Raw genomic sequence first — 23,236 nt, forward strand, 5'->3', positions numbered from 1 at the left:
GTCGCCTCGTCGAGGGCGTGCCGGGCGGTGGTTCGTCGTCGAACCGGACCAGATCGAGCGGGTACTTCGCTGTAGTGCTCGAACCGACGTGGGTGGCGTCGGGGTATTTGTTGGCTCTCGGAACATATACGCGCCCTGATCGTCGGCGCAAGGGCCTCGGAGACCGTTACCGGATCGAGATGAGCCGGGCTCACCGCGGCTATGCTCGCCGTCGTGCCCGCCGACGTGCCCCTCGCTGCCGACCCGACCACCGCCTCCGCCCGGCCCCGCGCGACGCCGGTGCTGCCGGGCTTCCACCCCGACCCGAGCGTCTGCCGGGCGCCCGGCGACGACGTGGTCTGGCTCGCGACGTCGACCTTCGAGTACTGGCCCTCCGTCGCGCTCTCCTCCTCGAGCGACCTGCTGACCTGGGAGGCGCGGGGCTCGGTCGTCACCCGGCCCGGCGCCCTGGACCTGGCCGGCGTGCCCGACAGCGGCGGGGCCTACGCGCCCACGCTGCGGCACGGCCTCGGGCGCTGGTGGCTCGTCAGCACGGTGGTCGGCGGCGACCGGCCGGGGTCGTTCGCCTGCACGGCCGACGACCCGGCCGGCCCGTGGTCCGACCCGGTCGTCGTCGAGGGCGCCGAGGGCATCGACCCGGCGCTGTTCTTCGAGGCGCGGCCGGGCGGTCGGCGCGACCGCGTCTGGTGGCTCGGCACGCGCCTCCGCGACCCCGGCTCGTACGAGGGCGAGACCGAGATCTGGCTGCGCGAGCTCGACCCCGACACGCTGCGGCTGACGGGGCCCGAGCACGTCGTCTGGACGGCCGCGCAGCGCGGCGCCGTCTGGAGCGAGGGGCCGCACCTGGTCGAGCGCGACGGCTGGTTCCACCTCGTCACCGCCGAGGGCGGCACCGAGCGGGCGCACGCCGTCGTCGCCGCCCGCTCGCGCGCCGTCACCGGGCCGTACGAGGTCGACCCGCGCGGCCCGCTGCTGACGCACCGGCACCTCGGGCAGGGGCACCCGGTCGTCGCCGTCGGCCACGCCGACCTCGTCGAGCTGCCCGACGGCGAGTGGCGCGCCACCGTGCTCGGCATGCGCCCGGTCGGCGGCCACACGGTGCTCGGCCGCGAGACCTTCCTCGCCCGGGTCACGTGGGAGGACGACCGCCCCGTCGTCAACGCCGGCGTCGGCCAGCTCGACGACGCGGTCGTCGGGCACGGGCCCCGCGTGCCGGAGGCGCGGGTCGACGACCTGAGGGGCTCCCGGCCCCTCGACGCGGCGTGGCTCTCGGTGCGCGGGGCGCCCTCCTTCGCGGTGCCTGGCTCCGACGGCCTGGTGCTCGACGGCGCCGGCGCCGCCCGCCTGCACGACCCGACCGGCGTGCCGGGGTTCGTCGGGGCGCGGCAGCGCGACCACCACGAGACGCTCGAGCTGGCCGTCACGGCGCGGCCGGGGCCGGGCGGAGCGGCGGGCCTCGTCGTGCGGCAGTCCGGGGCGGCCGACCTCCGCGTCGAGGTCGTGCGCGGGCTCGACGGCGACGGCCTCCGCGTGCGGATCGTGGCGCGCGAGACCGGCGTCGACCGCGAGATCGCCGGCGCCACGGTGGAGGAGACCGGCTCGGGTGGTGTCGAGATGCTGCTCCGCGCCTCCTGCCGGGGCGACGCCTACGACCTCGTCGCGCTCGTCGTCGACCCCGCGGGCGGGCCGCCGGCCGAGCTGCTGCGGGCCCGGGCGGAGGCGCGGGTCGTCAGCACCGAGACGGCCGGCGGGTTCGTCGGCGTGGTCTGGGGCGCCGCGGTCGACGGGCCCGGTCAGCTCGTGCTGCACCGCGCCTCCCGCACCGTCGGCTGACCGGGCCGTCCGCTCCGGGCGCTCGCGGTCGCGGAAGTGGGCAGAACTCAGGTTGGACAAATCGTCAGCCGTTGCGCATGATGACCTCGCCGCCGATCGCACAGTCGTGCACCGGGGGAGCGCCTGCGTCGCCGCTCCTGTCCTGCGACGCACGACCGATCGAGGTGGATGCCATGGGTGCGACCCGTGACGACGTGGCGCGCCTCGCCGGGGTCTCGTCGAGCACCGTCTCGTACGCGATCAGCGGTCGGCGCACCATCTCGGAGGCGACCCGGCAGCGCGTCGAGCGCGCGATGGCCGAGCTCGACTACACCCCGAACGCCTTCGCCCGCGGCCTCGCCGGCTCCCGCGGCGGGATCCTCGCCCTGCACTACCCGTCCAGCCCCCGCGGCGTGACGTCGTCCGAGTTCGAGTACGTCGCCGCCGCCACCGAGCGCGCCCGGTCGTGCGGCTACCACCTGCTGCTCTGGTCGAACCCGATCGGCGACGTCGAGGGGCTCGGCAGCCTCGTCAGCGAGCGGCTCGTCGACGGCGTGATCCTCATGGAGCTGACCTCGACCGACGCCCGCGTCGAGGTGCTCGAGCGTGCCGGGGTGCCCTTCACCAACATCGGTCGGCCCGACGACGCGAGCCGCCTCTGGTTCGTCGACGCCGACTACGAGGCGATGGGCCGGCTCGCCGTCGACCACGTCGCCGACCTCGGGCACGAGCACCTGTTCTTCCTCAGCCAGGGCCTCGGCGCGCTCGAGCGGGGCTCGGGCCCGCTGACGCGGACGACGCGGGCGCTCGCGGGGCCGGTCCGCGACCGGGGCCTGCGGGTCGAGGTGGTCCACGCCGACACCTCCGTGCGCGGCGGGCGGGAGGCGTTCGCCGCGTTCGCCGCGCTGGTGCCGCGCCCGACGGCCGTGCTCGCCTTCAACGAGATGGCGCTCGCCGGCTTCGTCCAGGCCGCCGCGCTCGCCGGCTGTCGCGTGCCCGACGACGTCACCGTCGTCGCGCTGAGCATCGGCGACCTGGCCGCCGACATGACCTCCCCGCCCCTGACCACGGTGTCGCCGCCGGGCGACGAGATCGCCGCCGCGGCCGTCGACGACCTCGTCGCCGCCATCGAGGACCGCCGCGGCGAGGCGCCGCACCTGCTCGTCGCGCCGCGGCTCACGGTGCGCGGCAGCTCCGCTCCGCCGACACGCTCCTAGGCGCGGTTGCGCGCCTCCGCACGGTGTGTGACACTCATCGTCGACGCGCGTCGATGACGACACGTCGACGGTCCGCTCGACAGCACGAGCGATCGCCCGCCGCACCACTCAATGAGGAGAACCCCATGCGAGCACCCCTGAACCGCCGCGTCACCGGCGGGATGGCCTTCCTGGCCGCCACGAGCCTCCTGTTGGTCGGCTGCTCCGGCAGCTCCGACCCCAACGACCCCAACGCCGGCGGCGGAGCCGGCGGGTCGGTCGGCACCGCCGACGGCGTCGTGAACGTCTACGGCACGATCAACGGCGACGAAGCGACCCTCCTCGAGCAGTCCTGGGCGGACTGGGAGAAGGAGAACGACATCGAGATCAAGTACACGGGCGACAAGGAGTTCGAGAAGCAGATCGGCATCAAGGTCCAGGGCGGCGACACCCCCGACCTCGCGATCTTCCCGCAGCCCGGCCTGCTGGCCGACACGGTCAAGTCCGGCAAGGTGCAGGAGCTCCCCGCCGACGCCCTCGCCAACGTCAAGGAGGGCTGGTCGGAGGACTGGCAGAAGTACGGTCAGGTCGACGGCACCCAGTACGGCGCGCCCCTCATGGCCAGCGTCAAGGGCTACGTCTGGTACTCGCCGGCGAAGTTCAAGGAGTGGGGCGTCGAGGTCCCGAAGACGTACGACGACCTCGTCGCGCTGTCGAAGACCATCCAGGAGAAGACCGGCGGCCCGTCGTGGTGCGCCGGCTTCAACTCGGGCGAGGCCTCGGGCTGGCCCGGCACCGACTGGGTCGAGGACCTCGTGCTGCGCGAGGCCGGCCCTGACGCCTACGACTCGTGGGTCGCCGGCGACACGAAGTTCACCGACCCCGAGATCAAGTCGGCCTTCGACGCGGTCGGCGAGATCCTCCTCGACCCGACGCTCGTCAACGCCGGCTACGGCGACGTGAAGTCGATCAACTCGACCGCGTTCGGCGACGTCGCGACCAACGTCGCGAACGGCAGCTGCGCCCTGACCCACCAGGCCTCGTTCTTCGAGGGCTTCCTGACCGCGGCGAACAACGCCGAGGGCCAGCCCGCCACCGTCGCCGAGGACGGCGACGTCTGGGCCTTCCTCACCCCGCCGATGGAGGAGGGCGACCCCGCCGCCGTCACCGGTGGCGGCGAGTTCGTCGCCGCGTTCTCGAACGACGACGACACCGCGAAGGTGCAGGCGTACCTCGCCAGCGCCGACTGGGCCAACAGCCGCGTCTCGCTCGGCGGCGTCATCTCCGCCAACCAGGGCCTCGACCCGGAGAACGCCGGCAGCGACCTGCTGAAGAGCGCCGTGGAGATCCTCCAGGGCACCGACACCACCTTCCGCTTCGACGGCTCCGACCTGATGCCCAAGTCGGTCGGCTCCGACAGCTTCTGGAAGGGCATGGTCGACTGGATCGACGGCACCGACACCGACTCGGTCCTCGAGGAGATCCAGGCCGGCTACACCTCCTAGTCGTCCTTCCGTCAGGGGCCGTCGTTCGTCGGCGGCCCCTGACCCGTCCCCGAAAGGACAGCGATGTCCAGCTTCTTCCAGTGGTTGGCGGGTGTCCCGCCCCTGGCGCAGATCCCCCTGATCCTGATCGCCTTCACCGCGCTCGTCGGCATCGTGCTCGTCTTCGTCGAGTTCGCCCCGCGTCGCGGCCTCCAGTACACGATCCTCCGGCTCGCGGTCTGCGTGCTCGTCCCGGTCGTGGTGCTCCTCGCGTTCGGCCTCTACAACTCGGTGATGTGGGTCGCGGTCGTCGCGGCCGTGCTCGGCGGCGGGCTGTTCCTGCTCGACTACCGCTCGAAGCGCGGCTCCGGCTACTCGCTGCAGCTGATCGCCTTCATGGCCCCCGCGGTCTTCTTCCTCATCATCGGCCTGATCTACCCGACGATCACCACGGCCGGCCAGGCCTTCATGAAGAACGACGGCTCCGGCTTCGCCGGCATCGACAACTTCATCTGGGTCTTCACGAGCCCCGACGGCCTCACCGCCTTCGGCAACACGCTGGTCTGGGTGCTGCTCGCCCCGATCACGGCGACGGCCATCGGCCTCGCCTACGCCGTGTTCATCGACAAGAGCCGCGGCGAGAAGGTCCTCAAGCTGCTGGTCTTCATGCCGATGGCGATCTCGTTCGTCGGTGCGTCGATCATCTTCAAGTTCTTCTACGACATCCGCCAGGGCGAGCAGATCGGCCTCCTGAACGGCGTCCTGGTCGCGTTCGGCGGCCAGCCCGTCGACTGGCTGGGGCTCGAGCCCTGGAACACCCTGCTGCTCGTGATCGTGCTGATCTGGACCCAGGCCGGCTTCGCGATGACGGTGCTCTCCGCCGCCATCAAGGGCGTCCCCGCCGAGCAGCTCGAGGCGGCGTCGCTCGACGGCACCAACGGCTTCCAGGCCTTCCGCCACATCACGGTGCCGGGCATCCGCACGACGATCATCGTGGTGCTCACGACGATCTCGATCGCCTCGCTCAAGGTCTACGACATCGTCTCGGCGATGACCGGCGGCCGCAACGACACGACCATCCTCGCGTTCGAGATGGTGCGCCAGTTCCAGCTCGGCAGCCGCACCGGCTACAGCTCGGCGCTGGCCGTCATCCTGTTCGTCCTGGTGCTGCCGATCGTGATCTACAACGCCCGCCAGATCCAGAAGCAGAGGGAGATCCGATGACCGCCACGCCCACCCCGGTCGGGGTCGCCGTCCCCCCTCGCACCGAGAGCCAGCTGAAGCGCGGCGTCGCGAAGATCGAGAACTCCAGCGGCAAGCTGAAGAAGGGCACGACGAGCCGCGGGGCGACCATCGCCGCGCTGATCATCGCCGTGATCTGGACCCTGCCCACCGCCGGCCTCTTCATCTCGTCGTTCCGCCCCGCGACCGACATCAAGACGACGGGCTGGTGGACGGTCTTCGCCAACCCCGGCTTCACGCTCGACAACTACGTCAACGCGCTGAACTCGGGCGACAGCCTGACCCTCGGCAAGGCCTTCCTCAACTCGCTCGTCATCACGCTGCCCGCGGCGCTGATCCCGATCACGATCGCGAGCCTCGCGGCCTACGCGTTCGCCTGGATCGACTTCAAGGGCCGCAACACGATGTTCGTGCTGGTGTTCGCCCTGCAGATCGTGCCGATCCAGATGGCCCTCGTGCCGCTGCTGCGCCTGTTCTCGGACGGGCTCGTCATCGGCGGGCTGTACATCCTCCCCGGCCTCGGGGTGAACGGGCTCGACGGCTCGTTCGCCAAGGTGTGGATCGCGCACACGATCTTCGCGCTGCCGCTGGCCATCTTCATGCTGCACAACTTCATCAGCGAGATCCCGGCCGAGGTCATCGAGGCTGCGCGCATGGACGGCGCGGGGCACGGCCAGGTCTTCTTCCGCATCGTGCTGCCGTTGTCGATGCCGGCCATCGCCTCCTTCGGCATCTTCCAGTTCTTGTGGGTCTGGAACGACCTGCTCGTCGCGACGGTGTTCACGTCGGGCGAGGGGCTGCCGATCACGAAGGCCCTGCAGGACCTCTCGGGCTCGTACGGCCAGTCGTGGGAACTGCTCACGGCGGGCGCGTTCATCTCGATCATCGTGCCGCTGATCGTGTTCTTCGCCCTGCAGCGCTTCTTCGTGCGCGGCCTGCTGGCCGGCGCGACGAAGGGCTGACCCCGAGGAGACGTGATCTGGGCCCTGGACGGTGCCGAGGGCCCAGATCGGGTCACCTCGATGAGGCCCGCGGGAGGCGCGGGTCGCCTCGCGCGGGCCCGCGCACGCCGGAGGGGGCGGCGCCTCCACAGCACCGCCCCCTCCGTCCCCTCGCCCCCGCGCACCACGGCGGGGGCCCGGTGCCTCAGCGCACCGTCACCACCGAGGTCAGGCGGCGGGTGTGGTCGACGACCCGCGCCTCCCCGGTCACCTCGACGTCGACCGCGGCGACGACGTCGCTGCTCGAGCGGGCGACCCGCAGCTGCAGGGCCCCCGTCTCGATGCGCCGCAGGCCGTCGCGACCGGTCGCCGAGGCGAGGTCGACCGGCACCACGATCTCGAGCACGGCCTGCTCGCCGGGCGCGAGCTGCGGGGTGCGCCCGTAGGCGACCAGCCGCTGCCCCGGCCGGACCGTCTCGGCCACCGGGTCGTGCAGGTAGACCTGCACGACATCGGCCCCGATCCGGTCGCCGGTGTTGTGCACGGTCACCTCGAGCGCGACCTCGCCGACGGTCGGCACGCGCAGCGGCCCGTCGCCGCCGCCGGGCACGACGACGTCCCAGTCGAAGGTCGTGTACGACAGCCCGTGCCCGAAGCCGAAGGCCGGCGTCGGGTCGACGTCCGACACGGCCGACCGCGCGGCGAGCGGGCTCTGCAGGTAGGTCGAGGGCTGGGCACCCGGGTGGGCGGGCACGCTCACGGGCAGCCGGCCCGACGGCGTGGTCGCGCCGGTGAGCACGTCGACGACCGCCGCCGCGCCCTCCTCGCCGGGGAAGAACGCCTGCACGACCGCGGCCGCCTCCGTGACGGCACGGCCGAGGGCGTAGGGGCGCCCGGTGAAGAGCACGACCACGGTCGGCGTGCCGGTGTCGAGCACGGCGTCGAGCAGCTGCTGCTGCACGCCGGGCAGCGTGAGGTCGACGGCGTCGCAGCCCTCGCCGCTCGTGCCGCGGCCGAAGAGGCCGGCGCGGTCGCCGAGCACGACGAGCGCGACGTCGGCGTCGCGGGCGGCGTCGACGGCGGCGGGGATGCCCGAGGCGTCCGTCCCGTCCACGTCGCAGCCCGCGACGACCGCGCCCAGGCCGGGCACCGCCTCCCGCAGGCGCTCCGCGAAGGTGGGCAGCTCGATGCCGACCGCGACGTCGGGGTGCTGCGACCCCACGTGCGCCGGGAAGGAGTAGCAGCCGAGCAGCGCCGCGGAGGTGTCGGCGTTCGGGCCGACCACGGCGAGGCGCGGGGCGGTGCCCCGGCCGGCCTCGGAGCCCCGGCCGACGCCGGAGGCCGAGCCGGCCCCGGTCAGCGGCAGCGCCCCGGCGAGCGGCAGCACCCCGTCGTTGCGCAGCAGCACGACGGCCTCGTCGGCGAGCCGCCGGGCGAGGGCGCGGTTGCCGGCCGTGTCGAGGTCGATGTCGTCGGCGCGGGCGAGGGGCGCCTCCGGGTCCCACCCGGGGTCGAGCAGCCCGAGCTCGGCCTTCTGGGTCAGCACGCGGAGCGCGGCCCGGTCGATCAGGGCCTCGTCGACCTCGCCGGCGCGCACGGCGGCGACGAGGGCGGGCCCGAACGCGTCGACCGTGGGCAGCTCGACGTCGACGCCGGCGGCGAGGGCCAGCCCCGCCGCCTCGGCCCGCGAGCCCGCGACGCCGTGCAGCGTCTCGAGGAAGGCGACGCCGAAGTAGTCGGCGACGACGGTGCCGTCGAAGCCCCAGGTGTCGCGCAGCAGCCCGGTAAGCAGCGACTCGTCGGCGGCTGAGGGCACCCCGTCGATGTCGGTGTAGGCGTGCATGACGCTCCGCACGCCGCCGAGGGCCACGGCCATCTCGAACGGCGGCAGCACGACGTCGGCGAGCTCGCGCCGCCCCATCGAGACGGGGGCGAGGTTGCGGCCCGCGCGCGACGCCGAGTAGCCGGCGAAGTGCTTGAGCGTCGCGACGACGCCGGCGCTCTCGAGCCCCTGCACGTAGGCGGTGGCGACGGTGCCCACGAGGTGCGGGTCCTCCCCGATGGTCTCCTCCACGCGGCCCCACCGGGCGTCGCGCACGACGTCGAGCACGGGGGCGAGCCCCTGGTGCACGCCGACCGAGCGCAGGTCGTCGCCGATGCGCGCCGCCATCTCGCGGACGAGCTCCGGGTCGAAGGAGGCGCCCCACGAGAGCGGCACCGGGTACGCGGTGGCGCCCCAGGCCGCGAAGCCCGCGAGGCACTCCTCGTGCGCGAGGGCCGGCACGCCGAAGCGGCCGCTCTCGACGATGGTGCGCTGGGTGCGGGCCAGCGAGCGGGCGCCGGCCACGGCCTCGACCGGGGCCGTGCCGAAGGGGCGCGTCAGCTGCCCGAGGCCGGTCGGCAGCAGCTCGTCGAGCGAGACGGGCTCGGCCATGTCGTGCTGGTGCGGGGCGACCTCGGCGCCGTCGGCCGAGGCGCCGACCCAGATGCCGAACAGCTGGGCGATCTTCTCCTCCGGGGTCATCGCCGCGACGAGGGCCGCGGCGCGCTCCGCGGCCGGCAGGGCCGGGTCGCGCCAGGGGCCGTCGAGGGGGGCCGACGAGGAGGCGCGGGCCGGCTCCGCCGCCGCCCCTCCCGCCGCCGGGGCGCCGGCGCCGATGCCGGCGCTCGTGCTGGTGCTGGTGCTGGTGGTGCTGGTCATGTCACTTGCCGCCTACTCCGATGAGGCCCTGCACCAGCGCGCGACGCGCGAAGAGGTAGAGCACGAGGATCGGGATCATCGAGAGCACCACCGCGGCCAGGAGGCCGGGGATGTTCACGCCGTACTGGGTCTGGAAGTTGAAGAGTCCGAGCGTGACGACGCGGGTGTCGTCGGACTGCGTGAGGATCAGGGGGAAGAGGAAGCCGTTCCACGCCTGGAGCGCCGAGAACACGACGATCGTCGCGAGGCCGCCCTTCGAGAGCGGCAGCACGAGCCGGAAGAACGCGCGGAACGGCGTCGCGCCGTCCATCGACATCGCCTCGTAGAGCTCGGGCGAGATGTCGCGCATGACGCCCGACAGGATGAGCGTGCAGACCGGCAGCGCGAACGCCGCGGTCGGCAGGATGACCCCGAGGAGGTTGTCGTACAGCCCGGCGACGGAGATCAGGTAGAAGATCGGCACGATCACGGCCTGCGCCGGCACCGCGAGCCCGAGCAGGAAGACGCGGAAGACGCCCCGCACGAGCGGCGAGGTGCTGCGCACGATCGCGTAGGCGAGCGGCGGCACGAGCAGCAGCACGACGAGCACCACGGCGACCGTGACGAACAGCGTGTTGAGGAAGTACTGGGCGAAGCCGGTGTCGAAGGCGTCGACGTAGTTCGAGAGCGTGAAGTCGCCGAACGGCAGCGAGAGCGGGCCGTTCGCGGCGTAGCCGGTGCGGGTCTGCAGGGTGGCCGTGACCATCGCGTAGAGCGGCAGGGCCACGACGGCGAGCCAGATCGCGGCCAGGGTGCCGGCGATCCAGTTGGGTCGGGTGGTCATCAGACTCCTTCTGCCTGGGAGCGCATCTCGCCGTAGCCCGAGAACTTGACGACGATCAACGAGATCGCCGTCGCGACGATCACGAGCGCGACCGCGATGACGCTGGCGCCGCCGAAGTCGAACGACGAGAAGGCCTTCTGGTACATGTACAGCGGCGAGACGAGCGTGTCGGTGCCGGGGCCGCCGTTGGTGAGGATCAGCACGGTCTCGAAGGTGGTGAGGCCGCCGACGAGCATGAGGATCAGCGACGTGACCACGGTGTTCTTGAGCTGCGGCAGCGTGATGCTGAAGAACTGGCGCACCATGCCGGCGCCGTCGAGCGAGGCCGCCTGGTAGAGCACGGCCGGGATGCCGCGCGCGCCGCCCTGGTAGATCAGCGTGTGGAACGGCGTGTACTGCCAGGTGCTGACGAACACGAGCACCGCGATCGCCGTGCCCTGGTGGCCGAACAGGTTGCCGTCGCCGAAGAGCCAGGGCGCGCTGCCGGGGATGCCGAAGTTGGGGTCGAGCAGCGCTCGCCAGAGCACCGAGATGGCGGCCGACGAGAGCAGCAGGGGGATGAACCAGATCGCGACGACGGCGGCGCGGGCGCGCTGCTGGCCGGCGGCCCAGACCCCGAGGAGGAGCGAGACCGGGGTCTGCACGGCGATCGAGAGCAGCACGAGCACGACGGTCAGCCCGATGCTCTTGAGCAGCAGGGAGTCCTGGCCGATGCGGGTCCAGTTGTCGAGGCCGACGAACCGGGGGTCGCCGATTCCGCCCCAGGTGACGAACGACATCCAGACCGTGGCGACGAGCGGCACGAGGGCGAAGAGCCCGAAGAAGACGGTGGCGGGCAGCGCCCAGACGGAGCCGGGCCGGCCGACGGCGGCCTGCCCCGTCCGGGGCCGACCGGCACGGCGAGCCGTGCCGGTCGACCCGAGCGCCCCGCGACGAGCGGTGGCGGACGACATCACGGAGCCTGCAGCGCCTGCATGGCGGCGATGAAGCCGTCCTCGTCGAGGGTGCCGCTGAAGTACTGCGCGACGGCGGTGTGGATCGGCGTCATCGCGGCGGGCGGGTAGGCCTGGTCCCACGAGAGCTGGAACGACGGGGCGTCGGCCACGAGGTCGAACTGGTACTGCGAGTAGGCCGGGTCGGCCGCCGTCGACAGGAAGTCGGGCGTGTTCGTCGTGGTCGGCAGGTTGCCGATCGCGAGCTGCTGCTGCACGAACTCGTCGCTGTACATGATCTTCAGGAAGTCCTCGACGGCGTCGGGGTACCGCGTGCCCTTGATGACCGAGTAGAAGTTGTTCGTGTTGCCAGCCAGGTTGGCCGGGTCGCCCTTGCCGCCTTCGACGGTCGGGAAGGTCGTGTAGCCGAGGTCGGTCGCGGCGAACTCCGGGTCCTCGTTCTGCTGGGTCGAGTACTCCCACGAGCCCATCAGCTCGAACGCGGCCTTGCCGGTGCGGAGCAGGGCGGGCGAGCCGCCGTCGGTGAACTTGACCGAGTCGAAGTTCGTGCCGAAGCCGCCGGCGTCGACGAGGTCGCGCAGCATGCCGAGCGCCTCCCTGCTGTCGTCGCTGGCCCAGGCGTCGGCGTCGCCGTCGAGGGCCGACTGGAACAGCTCGGGCCCGGCGACGCGGTCGTACGCGTACTGGAACCACATCTGGGTCGGCCACTGGTCGCCGCCGCCGAGCGCGATCGGGGTGACCCCGGCGCCCTTCAGCGTCTCGACGGCCGCCATCAGGTCGTCCCACGTCTCGGGCACGGCGATGCCGGCGTCGGCGAGCACGCTCTTGTTGTAGAAGAGCATCACGGGCTGCGTGCCGCGCATCGGCACCCCGTAGGCCTTGTCGTCGAAGCGGGCCGTGTCGAAGACCGAGGGCAGGAAGGCCTCCTCCAGCTGCGGGTCGTCGGCGATCATGTCGTCGAGCGGCAGCAGCAGGTCGGCGTCGACGAACGGCTTGATGCTGCCGCCGCCCCAGTTGAAGAAGACGTCGGGCGCGCTGTCCGTGTCGATGATCGTCTGCAGCTTCTGCTGGTAGTTCGCGCCGGGGATGACGTCCAGCACGGCCTTGACGTCGCTGGTCTCGTTGAACTTCGCGACCACCGCCTCCTCGACCTTGTTGGTGGCGTCGCCGTAGACCGCGACGTGGATCTCGTTCTCCGGGCGGCTCTCGGCGCCGGAGCCGCCGGAGCAGCCGGCGAGGAGCGCGCCGGTGGCGAGCGTCGCGACGACCGCGAGCGACCGCCGCAGTCGCCGGGAGCGGGGGGATGAACTGTTCATCGTTGAACACCTTCCGAAAGTTTCGGTGATTTGCCCGAAATGAGTGCCGGACGGTCGAAGCATAGGCAGGAGGCGCCCCCGAGGTCAATAGGTTGTCGCAGACCACAAATGGCGGGCGCCGCCGACCGCCAGCTACGATCACCGGATGGACGAGCTCGACGCCGCACCCCGGACGACGCTGGCCGAGGTGGCCGACGAGGCCGGTGTCTCGCTGTCGACGATCTCGAAAGTGTTGAACGCGCGGGCGGATGTATCGGCGAGCACCCGCGCCCGCGTCGAGGCCCTGCTCGAGGACCGCGGCTACCGCCGCCGGCCCTCGCCCTCGCGGTCGTCCACCCTCGTCGAGCTGGTCTTCCACGAGCTCGACTCGGCCTGGGCGCTCGAGATCATCCGCGGCGTGGAGGACGTCGCCCGCGCTCGCGGCCTCAGCGTCGTGCTCACCCAGAGCGGCGACCGGCACTCGCCCGACGCGGGCTGGGTCGACGGGGTGCTGCGCCGTCGACCGGCCGGCGTGGTGCTGGTCTTCTCCGACCTGGGGGAGTCGCAGACCGCCCAGCTGCGCTCGCGCGACATCCCCTTCGTGATCGTCGACCCCGCCGGCGACCCCGCGCCCGACGTGCCCTCGGTGGGCTCGGCCAACTGGTCGGGGGGCATGGCCGCCACCCGGCACCTGCTCGAGCTCGGCCACCGGCGGATCGCCGCGATCACGGGCCCCGACGACATGATGTGCTCGCTCGCCCGGCTCGACGGCTACCGATCGGCGATGGGCGCCGCGGGCGTCGCCGTCGACGAGCGGCACGTCGCGTTCGGCGACTTCCAGGTCGGCGGCGGCCGCGAGGCGGCGATGCGCATGCTCCGCCTGCCCGAGCCCCCCACCGCGATCTTCGCGGGCAGCGACCTCCAGGCGCTGGGCGTCTTCGACGCGGCCCGCTCGCTCGGCCTCGCCGTGCCCGACGACCTCTCCGTCGTCGGCTACGACGACCTGCCGCTCGCCGAGTGGACGAGCCCCCGCCTCACCACCGTGCACCAGCCGCTCCGCGAGATGGCGCAGGAGGCGACGCGGCTCGTGCTCGGCGGCACCGCGGGGCGGCCGACCCGGCTCGACCTCGCGACGTACCTGGTGCGGCGCGAGAGCACGGCGGCGCCGGCGCCGGCGCCCGCAGCCGCCTAGCCGGCCTGCCGCAGCGGCGCGCGCCCGGCGAACGTCGCCCGGTACGCCCGCGGCGTCGTGCCGAGCACGCGCCCGAAGTGGTGCCGCAGCACGGCCGACGACCCGAAGCCGACGCTCGCCGCGATCGCGTCGAGCCCGAGCGACGTCGTCTCGAGCAGCTGCTGGGCCCGCAGGAGGCGCTGCCTCGTCACCCAGGCCGCGGGCGTCGTGCCCCGCTCGGCCCGGAAGCGCCGGGCGAACGTCCGCGGCGACATGTGCACCCGCGCGGCCAGCGACTCCACCGGGAGCTCCTCGTCGAGGTGCTCGAGCACCCACGCCGTGAGGGGAGCGAGCGAGGTGTCGGGCTCGGCCGGCAGCGGGGTCTCGATGAACTGGCTCTGGCCGCCGTCGCGGTGCGGGGGCACCACCATGCGGCGGGCGACGACGTTCGCGGCGGCCGCGCCGGCCACCCGGCGGACGAAGTGCAGGCAGGCGTCGATGCCGGCCGCGGTGCCGGCCCCGGTGATGACGCGGCGGTCCTCGACGAAGAGCACGTCGGGGTCGACGGTGACGGCGGGGTGCTCGGCGGCGAGGCGGTCGGCGTACATCCAGTGCGTGGTGGCGCGGCGGCCGTCGAGCACGCCCGCCGCCGCGAGCACGAAGGCGCCGCTGCAGACGCTGATCAGCCACGCGCCGCGGGCCTCGGCGCGGCGGATCAGGTCGAGGGCCGCGGGGGAGAGGGCGTCGGGGCCGGTGCCGAGGGCGGGCACGCAGATGACGTCGGCGCCCTCGGCGGCGTCGAGCCCCAGCTCGACCGTGATCGAGAAGCCCTGGTTCGTGCGCACGAGGCCGGGGCGCTCGGTGACGACCCGGTGCTCGAAGGCGGGGCCGCCGGCGGCGCGGCGGTCGAGGCCGAAGACCTCGCAGAGCACCCCGAACTCGAAGGGGGCGACGCCGTCGGCGACGAGGGTGGCGACGGTCAGGGGCTCCACGGGTCTCCTCGAGGTGGTCGTGCTTGGCAGGAACGGTGCGTCTCGTGGCGATGCTGCCACTCGTCGGCGCCCGTGTCCACTCGTAGGGTCGCTGCATGACCTCCGCCCCCGCCCCCGCCGCCGCCCGCGTCGAGCAGCTGCTCGCGCCTCCCACCGTCGTGGCCGCGCGCTCGCGCGCCGTGGCGGCCGCCCACGCCTCCGCCGCCCTGCTCGGCCACAGCGAGCGGTCGTGGGTGCTCGCGGCCGAGCTCGGGCGCCGCGAGGGGGTGGCCTTCGACCCGGAGCTGCTGTACGCCGCGTCGCTGCTGCACGACCTCGGCCTCGTCGCGTCGTTCGACAGCCACGAGGTCGCCTTCGAGCGTGCGGGCGGCGACGTGGCGCGCGTCTTCGCGGCGGGCGCCGGCTGGGACGACGACCGCCAGCGGCGCCTCGGCGAGGTCGTCGTGCGCCACATGTGGCCGGCGGTGTCGGCCGAGCTCGACGCCGAGGGGCACCTGCTCGAGAGGGCCACGAGCCTCGACGTCAGCGGGGTGGGCGGCGACGACTGGGGGCCCGCGTTCGTCGCGGCCCTCGTCGAGCGGGTGCCGCGCACGGGCTTCGCGGCGGAGTTCGGCGTCGCGATCGCCGCCCAGGCGCACCGCAAGCCGGCGACCGAGGCGGGCCGCGCCGTCCGCTCGGGCATCACCCGCCGGCTCGCGGAGAACCCGCTCGACCTCCTCGGCGGGGTCCCGCTCGACCGCCTCGGCGGCTGACCGCGATCCGTCGGAATGGGGAGGCGCCTCCCCGGGTTGCCCCGCTAGCATGATGCAAACGCATGGAAATGGAGCGCACCCCATGGCACACCCCCTCGAGTTCGGACTCGACACCTTCGGCGACGTCACCGAGCGCCCGGCCGGGGCCGCCGACGCCGGCCAGCTCGTCTCGCACGCGCAGTCGATCCGCGACCTGGTCGACCAGGCCGTGCTCGCCGACCAGGTCGGCCTCGACTTCATCGGCGTCGGCGAGCACCACCGCGTCGACTTCGCCGTCAGCGCCCCCGAGGTCGTGCTCGCCGCGATCGCGGCGCGCACCGAGACCATCCGCATGGGCTCGGCCGTGACCGTGCTCAGCAGCGACGACCCCGTCCGGGTCTACGAGCGCTTCGCCACCGTCGACGCCCTGTCGAACGGGCGGGCCGAGGTCATCCTCGGGCGCGGCTCGTTCACCGAGTCGTTCCCGCTCTTCGGCCTCGACCTGCAGGACTACGAGGTGCTCTTCGAGGAGAAGATCCAGCTCTTCGCCGAGCTGCTGAAGGACGAGCCCGTCACCTGGACGGGCACGAAGCGCGGTGCCCTCAGCGAGCAGTGGGTCTACCCGCGCCCCGAGAGCGGCACCCTGAAGACCTGGGTCGGCGTCGGCGGGTCGCCGCAGTCGGTGATCCGCGCCGCGCACTACGGCCTGCCGCTCTTCCTCGCCATCATCGGCGGCCAGCCCGCCCAGTTCGCGCCCTACGCCGACCTCTACCGCCGGGCCCTGACCGAGTTCGGCAAGGAGCCGCAGCCCATCGCGATGCACTCGCCCGGCTTCGTGCTCGAGACCGACGACGAGGCGAAGGAGCTGCTGTACCCGTACCAGGAGGCGCAGACGAACCAGCTCGGTCGCGAGCGCGGCTGGCCCCCCTACTCGCGCGCCCAGTACGAGCAGAGCGCCGGCCCCGACGGGGCCCTCTACGTCGGCTCGCCCGAGACGGTCGCGGCGAAGATCGCGGGGAACATGGCGCTGCTCGGCGCGACGCGCTTCGACATGCGGTACAGCATGGGGCGCCTGCCGCACGAGGCGATGATGCGCAGCATCGAGCTGTACGGCACGAAGGTGGTGCCCCTGGTGCGCGAGATGCTCGCCTAGCGAGCACCGCGCCTCCGGCAGGCCCCGGCGCCGCGGGCGAGAGGGCCGGGGGGAGGCGCGGGGCCGGCCGTCGGGGAGCGCTCAGCCCCGGCGGTCGCTCCGCGCCAGCACCCCGAGCTGCTCGTTGTACGCGTCGAGCTCGGCGTCGCCGTCGCGCTCGGCCTGGCGGTCCTTGCGCTTGGCCTCGCGGCTGTCGCTGCGGCTCCACATGATCGCGACCGCGATCGCGAGCGAGACGGTGGGGATCTCGCCGACGCTCCAGGCGATGCCGCCCGCCGCGTACTGGTCCGCCATCGGCGTCGCGCCCCAGGTGCGGCCCATGGCGCCGTACCAGTCGGCGAGGAAGAGCGACGTGCTCGTCATGATGCTCAGCCCGAAGAAGGCGTGGAACGCCATCGTCGCGAGCAGCACCAGCAGCCGCATCGGGTAGGGCAGGCGGCCCTTGACCGGATCGATGCCGATCATCGACTGCACGAAGAGGTACCCGACGATCAGGAAGTGCACGATCATCCAGTAGTGCCCGAGGTGGGTCGTCGTGGCCCAGCTGAACAGCGACGTGTAGTAGAAGACGAACAGCGAGCCGGCGAAGAGCACCGCCGAGACGATCGGGTTGCTGATGACGTGGGCGTACGTCGAGTGCACCAGGACCATGATCCACTCGCGGGGGCCCCGCGTGCCGTCCTGTCGCTTGCGGATCGCGCGCAGCGCCAGCGTGACGGGGGCTCCCGGCACGAGCAGCACCGGCACGACCATGCCGAGCGCCATGTGCGCCAGCATGTGCATGCTGAAGAGGTACTCCTCGTAGACGTTCGGGGCGCCGCAGGTGATGTAGAAGAGCACGACGAGGCCGGCGATCCACGACACGGTGCGGCCGAGCGACCACTGGTCGCCGCGGCGTCGCAGCCGGACGACGCCGGCCACGTAGAAGAAGATGCCGAAGGCGCAGAGCAGGGCCCAGAGCAGGTCCGGGTTCCACTCCGTGAGGTACCGCAGCGGCGTCAGCTCGCGCGGCAGCACCTCCTCGGTGAGGATCTCGGCGGGCGTCGGGTCGGCGAGGTCGGTCGCGACGACCTGCTCGACCGGCGTGGCCGTGCGGCCGAGGGCCGCGGCGACGCCCGAGGCGAGGCCCATGAAGGCGAGCTCGGCCGAGACGAACCACCAGAAGAAGCGGTTGGTCGCCGCGGGGTGCGTCGACATGCGCGCGACGAGCCAGCGGCGCTGGACGACGCCGAAGAGGCCGAGGGCCACGAGGGCGAGCGTCTTCACGAGCACCAGCACGCCGTAGCCGGTGGTCAGGGCGGCCCAGTCACCGAGGCGGAGGGCCGCGCTGCCGACGCCGGAGACCGCGACGACGACGAAGCAGATGATCGCCACGGTGGAGTAGCGGGCGAGGACGACGCCGATGCGGCCCTTCTCGAGCGTGGGGCGCAGCAGCACCAGGGCGACGAGCCCGCCGAGCCAGACCGAGGCGCCCTCGAGGTGGAGGGCGAGGTCGGTCACGGCGGCGTCGTGCCCGCTCGCGCCGGCGGCGTGGCCCTGCTGGGCGATGGGGATGAGCCCGCCCATGGCCAGCAGCGTCAGGGCGACGAGCGACCAGATGTTCCGCAGCGCGAAGGCGAGCACCGTGACGCCGGCGGCGATGAGGGTCGTGGTCAGCCAGGCGACGCCGAGCTCGGTGTTCGTGAGGAAGAAGGCGAGCGTGCGCCCGAACTGGTCGTCGACGGTGACCGGCACGTTGGCGACGCTGAGGAAGGTGAAGAAGGCGGTGGCCGCGGAGGCGACGGTCCAGGCGCCGGCAGCGCCCGCGGCGATGTCCATGGCCCGTTCGAACTCGGCCTCCTTCCGCGACAGCGCGAAGCAGGTGAGGAAGAGCGTGCCGATGGTGACCGCGGCGGTGACGTTGTTCAGCATCTTCGCGATGGGCAGCCCCCACCGGACGGCCTCGCCGGGGTCGACGACGAGCGGCGCGTCTGCCGCGCCGCCGAACTGCAGGGCCGCCAGCAGCGAGAGGAACGCCACCAGCACGAGCAGTGCGGGACCGGAGGCGCGGGTGATCCTGGTCATCGAGGCCTAGCTTAGGTCGGGTCGACTGGGAGTCGGCGGCCGATCGCTCGGCGACGAGCGACCCGCCGCCGGACGCACGGAAGGGGCGGCGACCGAGGTCGCCGCCCCTTCCGGGGTGCTCCGTGAGGAGCGGAGGACTACTTGACCGCAGCCTTCAGCTTGCTGCCGGCGCTGACCTTGACCGAGTCGCTCGCGGCGATCTCGAGGGCCTCGCCCGTCTGCGGGTTGCGGCCCGTGCGGGCGGCGCGGTGGGTCTTCTCGAAGGCGATCCAGCCGGGGATGGTCACCTTGGTGCCGTCGGCGACCGACTTCGAGACGACGGAGAAGAACGCGTCGACGACGCCGCTGACGGCGGCCTGGCTCTGGCCGGACTCGGAAGCGACAGCTGCGACGAGCTCGGTGCGGTTCAGTGACTTGTCAGCCATGTGGTGTCCTCCTCGGACTTCGTTCGGTGAGACGAGGCACGGTGTCCACCGTGCCCGTGGAGTTCGGGCCCCCCGGGGCCGAGGCCCCGGGGAAACGGCTCGAACCTACCAGGAAGACTTCGTGATGCCCGGAAGCTCGCCTCGGTGTGCCATGTCGCGGAAGCGGACACGGCTGATGCCGTACTCCTTGAGGTGGCCACGGGGGCGACCGTCGATCGCGTCGCGGTTGCGGAGGCGGACCGGCGACGCGTCGCGGGGCAGCTTCTGCAGGCCGAGACGAGCGGCCTCGCGGCTCTCGTCGGTGCCGGCGGGGTCGACGAGGGCCTTCTTCAGCTCGAGACGCTTCTCGGCGTAGCGAGCGACGATGACGGCGCGCTGGTCGTTCTTGGCGATCTTGCTCTTCTTGGCCATGGTTAGCGCTCCTCGCGGAATTCGACGTGCTTGCGGATCACGGGGTCGTACTTCTTCAGCACGAGGCGATCGGGGTTGTTGCGACGGTTCTTCTTGGTCACGTACGTGAAGCCGGTGCCCGCCGTCGAGCGGAGCTTGATGATGGGACGAACGTCCTGCTGACGTGCCATCAGATCTTCTCCCCACGCGCGAGGAGGTCCTTGACGACCTTCTCGATGCCACGAGCGTCGATCACCTTGATGCCCTTGGCGCTGAGCTGCAGGGTGACGTTGCGACGAAGCGACGGCACGTAGTACGTCTTCTTCTGGATGTTGGGGTCGAAACGACGCTTGGTGCGTCGGTGCGAGTGCGAGATGTTGTGGCCGAAACCGGGGATGGCTCCGGTCACCTGGCAGGTTGCTGCCATGGTTTCCTCCGTAGGTACCGTAGGAGCCGGAGCCCCTACCCAAGGTCACTTGTCGGCGCGCCGGTCCCCCTGCCCGATCGTGAGACCGGGCGGTGCTCGGTCGTGAGACCGGGCGGATGGTGCTGGGGGGCGGTGCACATGGGCGCAGATAGCGCCCAACCAAAGGGAGAGCCTACGCGACACGCCCGGCCGGGGTCAACTGCGGAGACCGCCCCGCGTCACGACGGGGTCGCGCCCGGCGGCCTTCTCGGCCGAGCACGCCGCGCACAGGCCGAAGACGTCGACGATGTGCTGCGCCTCGGTGAAGCCGTGCTGCGCGGCGACCTGACGGGCCCAGGTCTCGACCGCGTCGGCCTCGATCTCGACCGTGGTGCCGCAGACGCGACAGATGAGGTGGTGGTGGTGCGTGCCCGGCGTGCAGGCGCGGTAGAGGCTCTCGCCCTCCTGCTGCAGCGAGTCGGCCGAGCCGTCGGCGGCCAGGTCGGAGAGCGCTCGGTAGACGGTCGCCAGCCCGATCGGGGAGCCGGAGTCGCGGAGCTGGGTGTGCAGGGACTGCGCGCTGACGAAGCCCTCGCTGCTGCCGAGCGCCTCGCGCACGGCCTCCCGCTGCCAGGTGTTGCGCTTCACGACCACGTCAGGCCTCCTTCGTCGGTGTCGAGGGTACCGGCGTGCCTCGGCGTCGGCTGGGCGTCGCCCCGCCGCGCGACCCCGCGCGCTCCCGGCCCCGCCCGACGACGCGGCAGACGAGCCAGATGGCGAACGAGATCGTCGTCACGTAGGGGCTGATCGGCAGCCCGCCGCCGAGGGCGAGCAGGATCCCGCCGACGACCGAGGTCACGGCGAAGGCGACGCTGAGCAGCGGCACGAGCCGAGGGTTCACGGTCACGCGCAGGGCGGCCGCGGCCGGGGTGACGAGCAGCGACAGCACGAGCAGCGCCCCGATCACCTGCACCGACACGGCGACGGCGAGCCCGAGCACGAGCATGAACAGCAGCCCGAGCGCGCGCACCGGCACGCCGGCGGCGGCGGCGACGTCGGGGTCGACGCTCGCGAAGGTCAGGGGTCGCCAGATGACGAGCAGCACGACGATCACCACGGCCGAGATGCCGACGAGCCAGCCGAGCTGGGGATTGTCGACCGACACGATCTGCCCGGTGAGCAGGCCGAACTTGTTGGCCGAGCGGCCCTTGTAGAGCGCGAGGAAGAGGATGCCGAGGCCCAGCCCGAACGGCATCAGCACCGCGATGATCGAGTTCCGCTCCCGGGCGCGGGCACCGAGCAGCCCGATCAGCATCGCCGCGACGACGCTGCCGACGAGGGAGCCCCCGACGACGTTCGCGCCGAGCAGGAGCGCCGCGGAGGCGCCCGCGAACGACAGCTCGCTGATGCCGTGCACCGCGAAGGGCAGGTTGCGCGTCACGACGAACGGGCCGATGAGCCCTCCGACGAGGCCGAGCACGGCCCCGGCGATGATCGAGTTGCGCACCAGCACGACGAGCTCGCCGAAGTCCTGGAACGAGAACAACTGCGACCAGAGGTCGGTCATCGATCTCCTCCCTCGTCGTCGGCGGGCTCGTCGACGTGGTGGTCGTCGTGGCCGTGGCCGCCGACGATCACGATGCGGCCCATGGTGCGGATCACGTCGACCGGCGTGCCGTACAGCTCCGACAGCACGTCGGCGCGCAGCACCTCGTCGGGCGTGCCGACGCGGAACGAGCCGCCGGCGAGGTAGAGCACCCGGTCGACCACGTCGAGGATGGGGTTGACGTCGTGCGTGACGAACACGACCGCGGCGTCGCGGGCCCTGCGCTGGCGGTCGATGAGCTCGGTGACGCCGCGCTGGTGGCGCAGGTCGAGCGAGATCAGCGGCTCGTCGCAGAGCAGCAGGGCGGGATCGGCGGCGAGGGCCTGGCCGACACGGGCGCGCTGCTGCTCGCCGCCCGACAGGGTCGCGACCGGCGCGGAGGCGAAGGAGGCGGCGCCCACCTCCTCGACGAGGCGGTCGACGGCGGCGCGCTCGGCCGCCGACTCCCGGCGGAGCCCCCAGCGGTGGCCCGTGACGCCGAGCGCGATCATGTCGCGGGTGCGGAGCGGCGTGCCCGACTCCATCAGGCGCTGCTGCGGCACGTAGCCGATGCGGCGGTGGCCGCGGCCGACGGCCTGGCCGAGGAACTCGATGCTGCCGCTGGTGAGCTGCTGCTGGCCGAGGATCGTCCGGAGCATGGTGGTCTTGCCCGCGCCGTTCGGCCCGAGCACGGCGACGAACTCGCCCGGCGCGACGTCGAGGTCGAGCCCCTGCCACAGCACGCGGTCGCCGAACCGCACGCCCGCGTCGCGGAGGCGCAGCACGGCGTCGCCGCCGCCCGTGCCCGAGGGGGCGGGGGCGGCGGCGACGGGGGAGTCGGTGGGGCCGGGTGTCACTGGTCGAGTGCCGCCTTGATCGCGTCGATGTTGCTCTGCTGCCACGAGACGTAATCATCCCCCGACGGGAGCAGCTCCGTGACCGGCACGATCGCGACGCCGGCGTCGGTGGCCGCCGTCTCGACCTGCTCGGTCTCGGGGCTCGAGGTCTGCTCGTTGTAGGCGAGGAGGTCGACGCCGCCGCCCGAGAAGAGCTGCAGGGTCTCGTTGAGCACGGCGGGGGAGACGTCGGTGCCCTCCTCGATCGCCTCCGAGAAGGCCTCCGGCGTGACGTTCTCGAGCCCCATGGCGTCGAAGAGGTAGCCGGGCACGGGCTCGGTGTAGGCGACCGACTCGCCGCCGTGGGCGGTCTCGACCTCCGCCGCCTGCGCCTCCAGGTCGGCGATCTGCTCGCCGAACGACTCGGCGTTCGCGGTGTAGGCGTCGGCGTTCGAGGGGTCGAGGCTGCCCAGCTCGTCGGCGATCGCCGTCGCGAGCGCGGCCATGCTCGGCAGGCTGTAGAAGACGTGCTCGTTGAACTCGCCGTGGTCGTGACCGTGGTCGTCGCCCCCGGCGGTGGCCTCGTCGCTCGCCTCGTCGCTGTGCTCGTCGTCGCCGTGCTCGTCGTCGGAGTGGCCGGCCTCGTCGTCGGGGTCGAGCCCGGAGATCTCGACCGCGTTCAGCACGGTCGCGCTCGTGCCGCTGGCGTCGACGAGCGTGTCGACGAAGTCGTCGTAGCCGCCGCCGTTCTCGATGACGACGTCGGCCTTCGAGACGGCGAGCTGGGTGCGGGCGTCGGCCTCGAACGAGTGCGGGTCCTGCGAGGCGTCGCTGATCACGCTGGTGACGTCGACGTCGTCGCCGCCCACGGTCTTCGCGATGTCGCCGTAGACGTTCGTCGAGGCGACGATCGAGATGCCGTCGTCGGCGGTCGGCGCGCCCGCGCCCTGGTCGCCGCCCGAGCAGCCGGCGAGCACGAGGGCCGCGGCGGCGGGCAGGGCGAGGAGGGGCAGGGCGCGTCGCGAGGTCATGACGG

22 protein-coding genes are annotated in these 23,236 nt (G+C 72.6%); 8 read left to right on the forward strand and 14 right to left on the reverse strand.

Going from position 1 to position 23,236, the window contains the following annotated elements; translation table 11 throughout:
* Window positions 1–213 precede the first annotated feature (213 nt).
* The 5 genes from IFT72_RS14210 (at window position 214) to IFT72_RS14230 (ending at window position 6,696) form a co-directional block, all read left to right on the forward strand.
* The gene (locus IFT72_RS14210) at window positions 214–1,833 is read left to right on the forward strand and encodes a glycoside hydrolase family 43 protein (protein ID WP_192046829.1); all 1,620 of its coding nucleotides are present in this window, start codon (window positions 214–216) and stop codon (window positions 1,831–1,833) included.
* Window positions 1,834–2,006: 173 nt separating this feature from the next.
* Window positions 2,007–3,029: a LacI family DNA-binding transcriptional regulator gene (locus IFT72_RS14215; RefSeq protein WP_056058599.1), complete on the forward strand. Its 1,023-nt coding sequence runs from the start codon at window positions 2,007–2,009 to the stop codon at window positions 3,027–3,029.
* Window positions 3,030–3,154: 125 nt separating this feature from the next.
* Window positions 3,155–4,513, forward strand: coding sequence for an ABC transporter substrate-binding protein (locus IFT72_RS14220; protein WP_244634582.1), 1,359 nt, complete (start codon window positions 3,155–3,157; stop codon window positions 4,511–4,513).
* Window positions 4,514–4,576: 63 nt separating this feature from the next.
* Window positions 4,577–5,716, forward strand: a complete 1,140-nt coding sequence (locus IFT72_RS14225) for a carbohydrate ABC transporter permease (protein ID WP_192046830.1) — start codon at window positions 4,577–4,579, stop codon at window positions 5,714–5,716.
* Complete coding sequence (locus IFT72_RS14230; RefSeq protein WP_056058608.1) at window positions 5,713–6,696, forward strand: carbohydrate ABC transporter permease; 984 nt, start codon at window positions 5,713–5,715, stop codon at window positions 6,694–6,696. The genes IFT72_RS14225 and IFT72_RS14230 overlap by 4 nt, the downstream gene beginning before the upstream one ends.
* A 184-nt stretch (window positions 6,697–6,880) precedes the next feature.
* Here the strand turns inward: IFT72_RS14230 and IFT72_RS14235 are convergent, their stop codons facing one another.
* The 4 genes from IFT72_RS14235 to IFT72_RS14250 are packed head-to-tail and all read right to left on the reverse strand — an operon-like array spanning window position 6,881 to window position 12,468.
* Window positions 6,881–9,376, reverse strand: coding sequence for a beta-glucosidase (locus tag IFT72_RS14235; protein ID WP_192046831.1), 2,496 nt, complete (start codon window positions 9,374–9,376; stop codon window positions 6,881–6,883).
* 1 nt (window position 9,377) lies between these two features.
* A complete protein-coding gene (locus IFT72_RS14240; RefSeq protein WP_056058617.1) occupies window positions 9,378–10,199 on the reverse strand; it encodes a carbohydrate ABC transporter permease in 822 nt (273 codons plus the stop codon).
* Window positions 10,199–11,152 (reverse strand): carbohydrate ABC transporter permease, encoded by a 954-nt coding sequence (locus IFT72_RS14245; protein ID WP_082514744.1) that lies wholly within the window; start codon window positions 11,150–11,152, stop codon window positions 10,199–10,201. Before IFT72_RS14245 ends, IFT72_RS14240 begins: the two co-directional genes overlap by 1 nt.
* The gene (locus tag IFT72_RS14250) at window positions 11,152–12,468 is read right to left on the reverse strand and encodes an ABC transporter substrate-binding protein (protein ID WP_185230942.1); all 1,317 of its coding nucleotides are present in this window, start codon (window positions 12,466–12,468) and stop codon (window positions 11,152–11,154) included. Before IFT72_RS14250 ends, IFT72_RS14245 begins: the two co-directional genes overlap by 1 nt.
* Window positions 12,469–12,613: 145 nt before the next feature.
* Here IFT72_RS14250 and IFT72_RS14255 point away from each other — a divergent pair, with 145 nt between their 5' ends.
* The gene (locus tag IFT72_RS14255) at window positions 12,614–13,639 is read left to right on the forward strand and encodes a LacI family DNA-binding transcriptional regulator (protein ID WP_192046832.1); all 1,026 of its coding nucleotides are present in this window, start codon (window positions 12,614–12,616) and stop codon (window positions 13,637–13,639) included.
* Here the strand turns inward: IFT72_RS14255 and IFT72_RS14260 are convergent.
* Window positions 13,636–14,610, reverse strand: coding sequence for a GlxA family transcriptional regulator (locus IFT72_RS14260; RefSeq protein WP_255465158.1), 975 nt, complete (start codon window positions 14,608–14,610; stop codon window positions 13,636–13,638). The two genes, IFT72_RS14255 and IFT72_RS14260, sit on opposite strands and share 4 nt — an antisense overlap.
* A 95-nt stretch (window positions 14,611–14,705) precedes the next feature.
* Between IFT72_RS14260 and IFT72_RS14265 the strand changes: the two genes are divergently transcribed.
* Window positions 14,706–15,362 carry an HD domain-containing protein gene (locus IFT72_RS14265; RefSeq protein ID WP_192046833.1) on the forward strand — a complete coding sequence of 219 codons (657 nt, stop codon included), beginning with the start codon at window positions 14,706–14,708 and terminating at the stop codon, window positions 15,360–15,362.
* An 82-nt stretch (window positions 15,363–15,444) separates the two neighbouring features.
* A complete protein-coding gene (locus IFT72_RS14270) occupies window positions 15,445–16,494 on the forward strand; it encodes an LLM class flavin-dependent oxidoreductase (RefSeq protein ID WP_056058631.1) in 1,050 nt (349 codons plus the stop codon).
* An 81-nt stretch (window positions 16,495–16,575) separates the two neighbouring features.
* Here IFT72_RS14270 and IFT72_RS14275 read toward each other — a convergent pair whose 3' ends face one another.
* From IFT72_RS14275 to IFT72_RS14315, 9 genes are all read right to left on the reverse strand, one after another.
* On the reverse strand, window positions 16,576–18,558 hold the full coding sequence (locus IFT72_RS14275) for a cytochrome c oxidase assembly protein (RefSeq protein ID WP_192046834.1): 1,983 nt from the start codon (window positions 18,556–18,558) through the stop codon (window positions 16,576–16,578).
* A 137-nt stretch (window positions 18,559–18,695) separates the two neighbouring features.
* Complete coding sequence (locus tag IFT72_RS14280) at window positions 18,696–18,983, reverse strand: HU family DNA-binding protein (protein WP_043595940.1); 288 nt, start codon at window positions 18,981–18,983, stop codon at window positions 18,696–18,698.
* 105 nt (window positions 18,984–19,088) lie between these two features.
* Entirely contained in the window at window positions 19,089–19,394 is a 306-nt protein-coding gene (gene rpsN / locus IFT72_RS14285; RefSeq protein WP_056058637.1) for a 30S ribosomal protein S14, read from the reverse strand.
* A gap of 2 nt (window positions 19,395–19,396) precedes the next feature.
* Window positions 19,397–19,564, reverse strand: coding sequence for a 50S ribosomal protein L33 (gene rpmG, locus IFT72_RS14290; RefSeq protein ID WP_043595944.1), 168 nt, complete (start codon window positions 19,562–19,564; stop codon window positions 19,397–19,399).
* Entirely contained in the window at window positions 19,564–19,800 is a 237-nt protein-coding gene (gene rpmB / locus IFT72_RS14295) for a 50S ribosomal protein L28 (protein WP_056058641.1), read from the reverse strand. The genes rpmG and rpmB overlap by 1 nt, the downstream gene beginning before the upstream one ends.
* A gap of 195 nt (window positions 19,801–19,995) precedes the next feature.
* Window positions 19,996–20,427, reverse strand: a complete 432-nt coding sequence (locus IFT72_RS14300; RefSeq protein ID WP_056059296.1) for a Fur family transcriptional regulator — start codon at window positions 20,425–20,427, stop codon at window positions 19,996–19,998.
* 7 nt (window positions 20,428–20,434) lie between these two features.
* Window positions 20,435–21,346 carry a metal ABC transporter permease gene (locus tag IFT72_RS14305; RefSeq protein WP_167261517.1) on the reverse strand — a complete coding sequence of 304 codons (912 nt, stop codon included), beginning with the start codon at window positions 21,344–21,346 and terminating at the stop codon, window positions 20,435–20,437.
* Window positions 21,343–22,221 (reverse strand): metal ABC transporter ATP-binding protein, encoded by an 879-nt coding sequence (locus IFT72_RS14310; protein WP_167261519.1) that lies wholly within the window; start codon window positions 22,219–22,221, stop codon window positions 21,343–21,345. The genes IFT72_RS14305 and IFT72_RS14310 overlap by 4 nt, the downstream gene beginning before the upstream one ends.
* The gene (locus IFT72_RS14315) at window positions 22,218–23,231 is read right to left on the reverse strand and encodes a metal ABC transporter solute-binding protein, Zn/Mn family (RefSeq protein ID WP_192046835.1); all 1,014 of its coding nucleotides are present in this window, start codon (window positions 23,229–23,231) and stop codon (window positions 22,218–22,220) included. Before IFT72_RS14315 ends, IFT72_RS14310 begins: the two co-directional genes overlap by 4 nt.
* Window positions 23,232–23,236: the final 5 nt, after the last annotated feature.

The sequence above is a fragment of the Frigoribacterium sp. CFBP 8754 genome (assembly GCF_014841815.1).
Taxonomy (GTDB): Bacteria; Actinomycetota; Actinomycetes; order Actinomycetales; family Microbacteriaceae; genus Frigoribacterium; species Frigoribacterium endophyticum.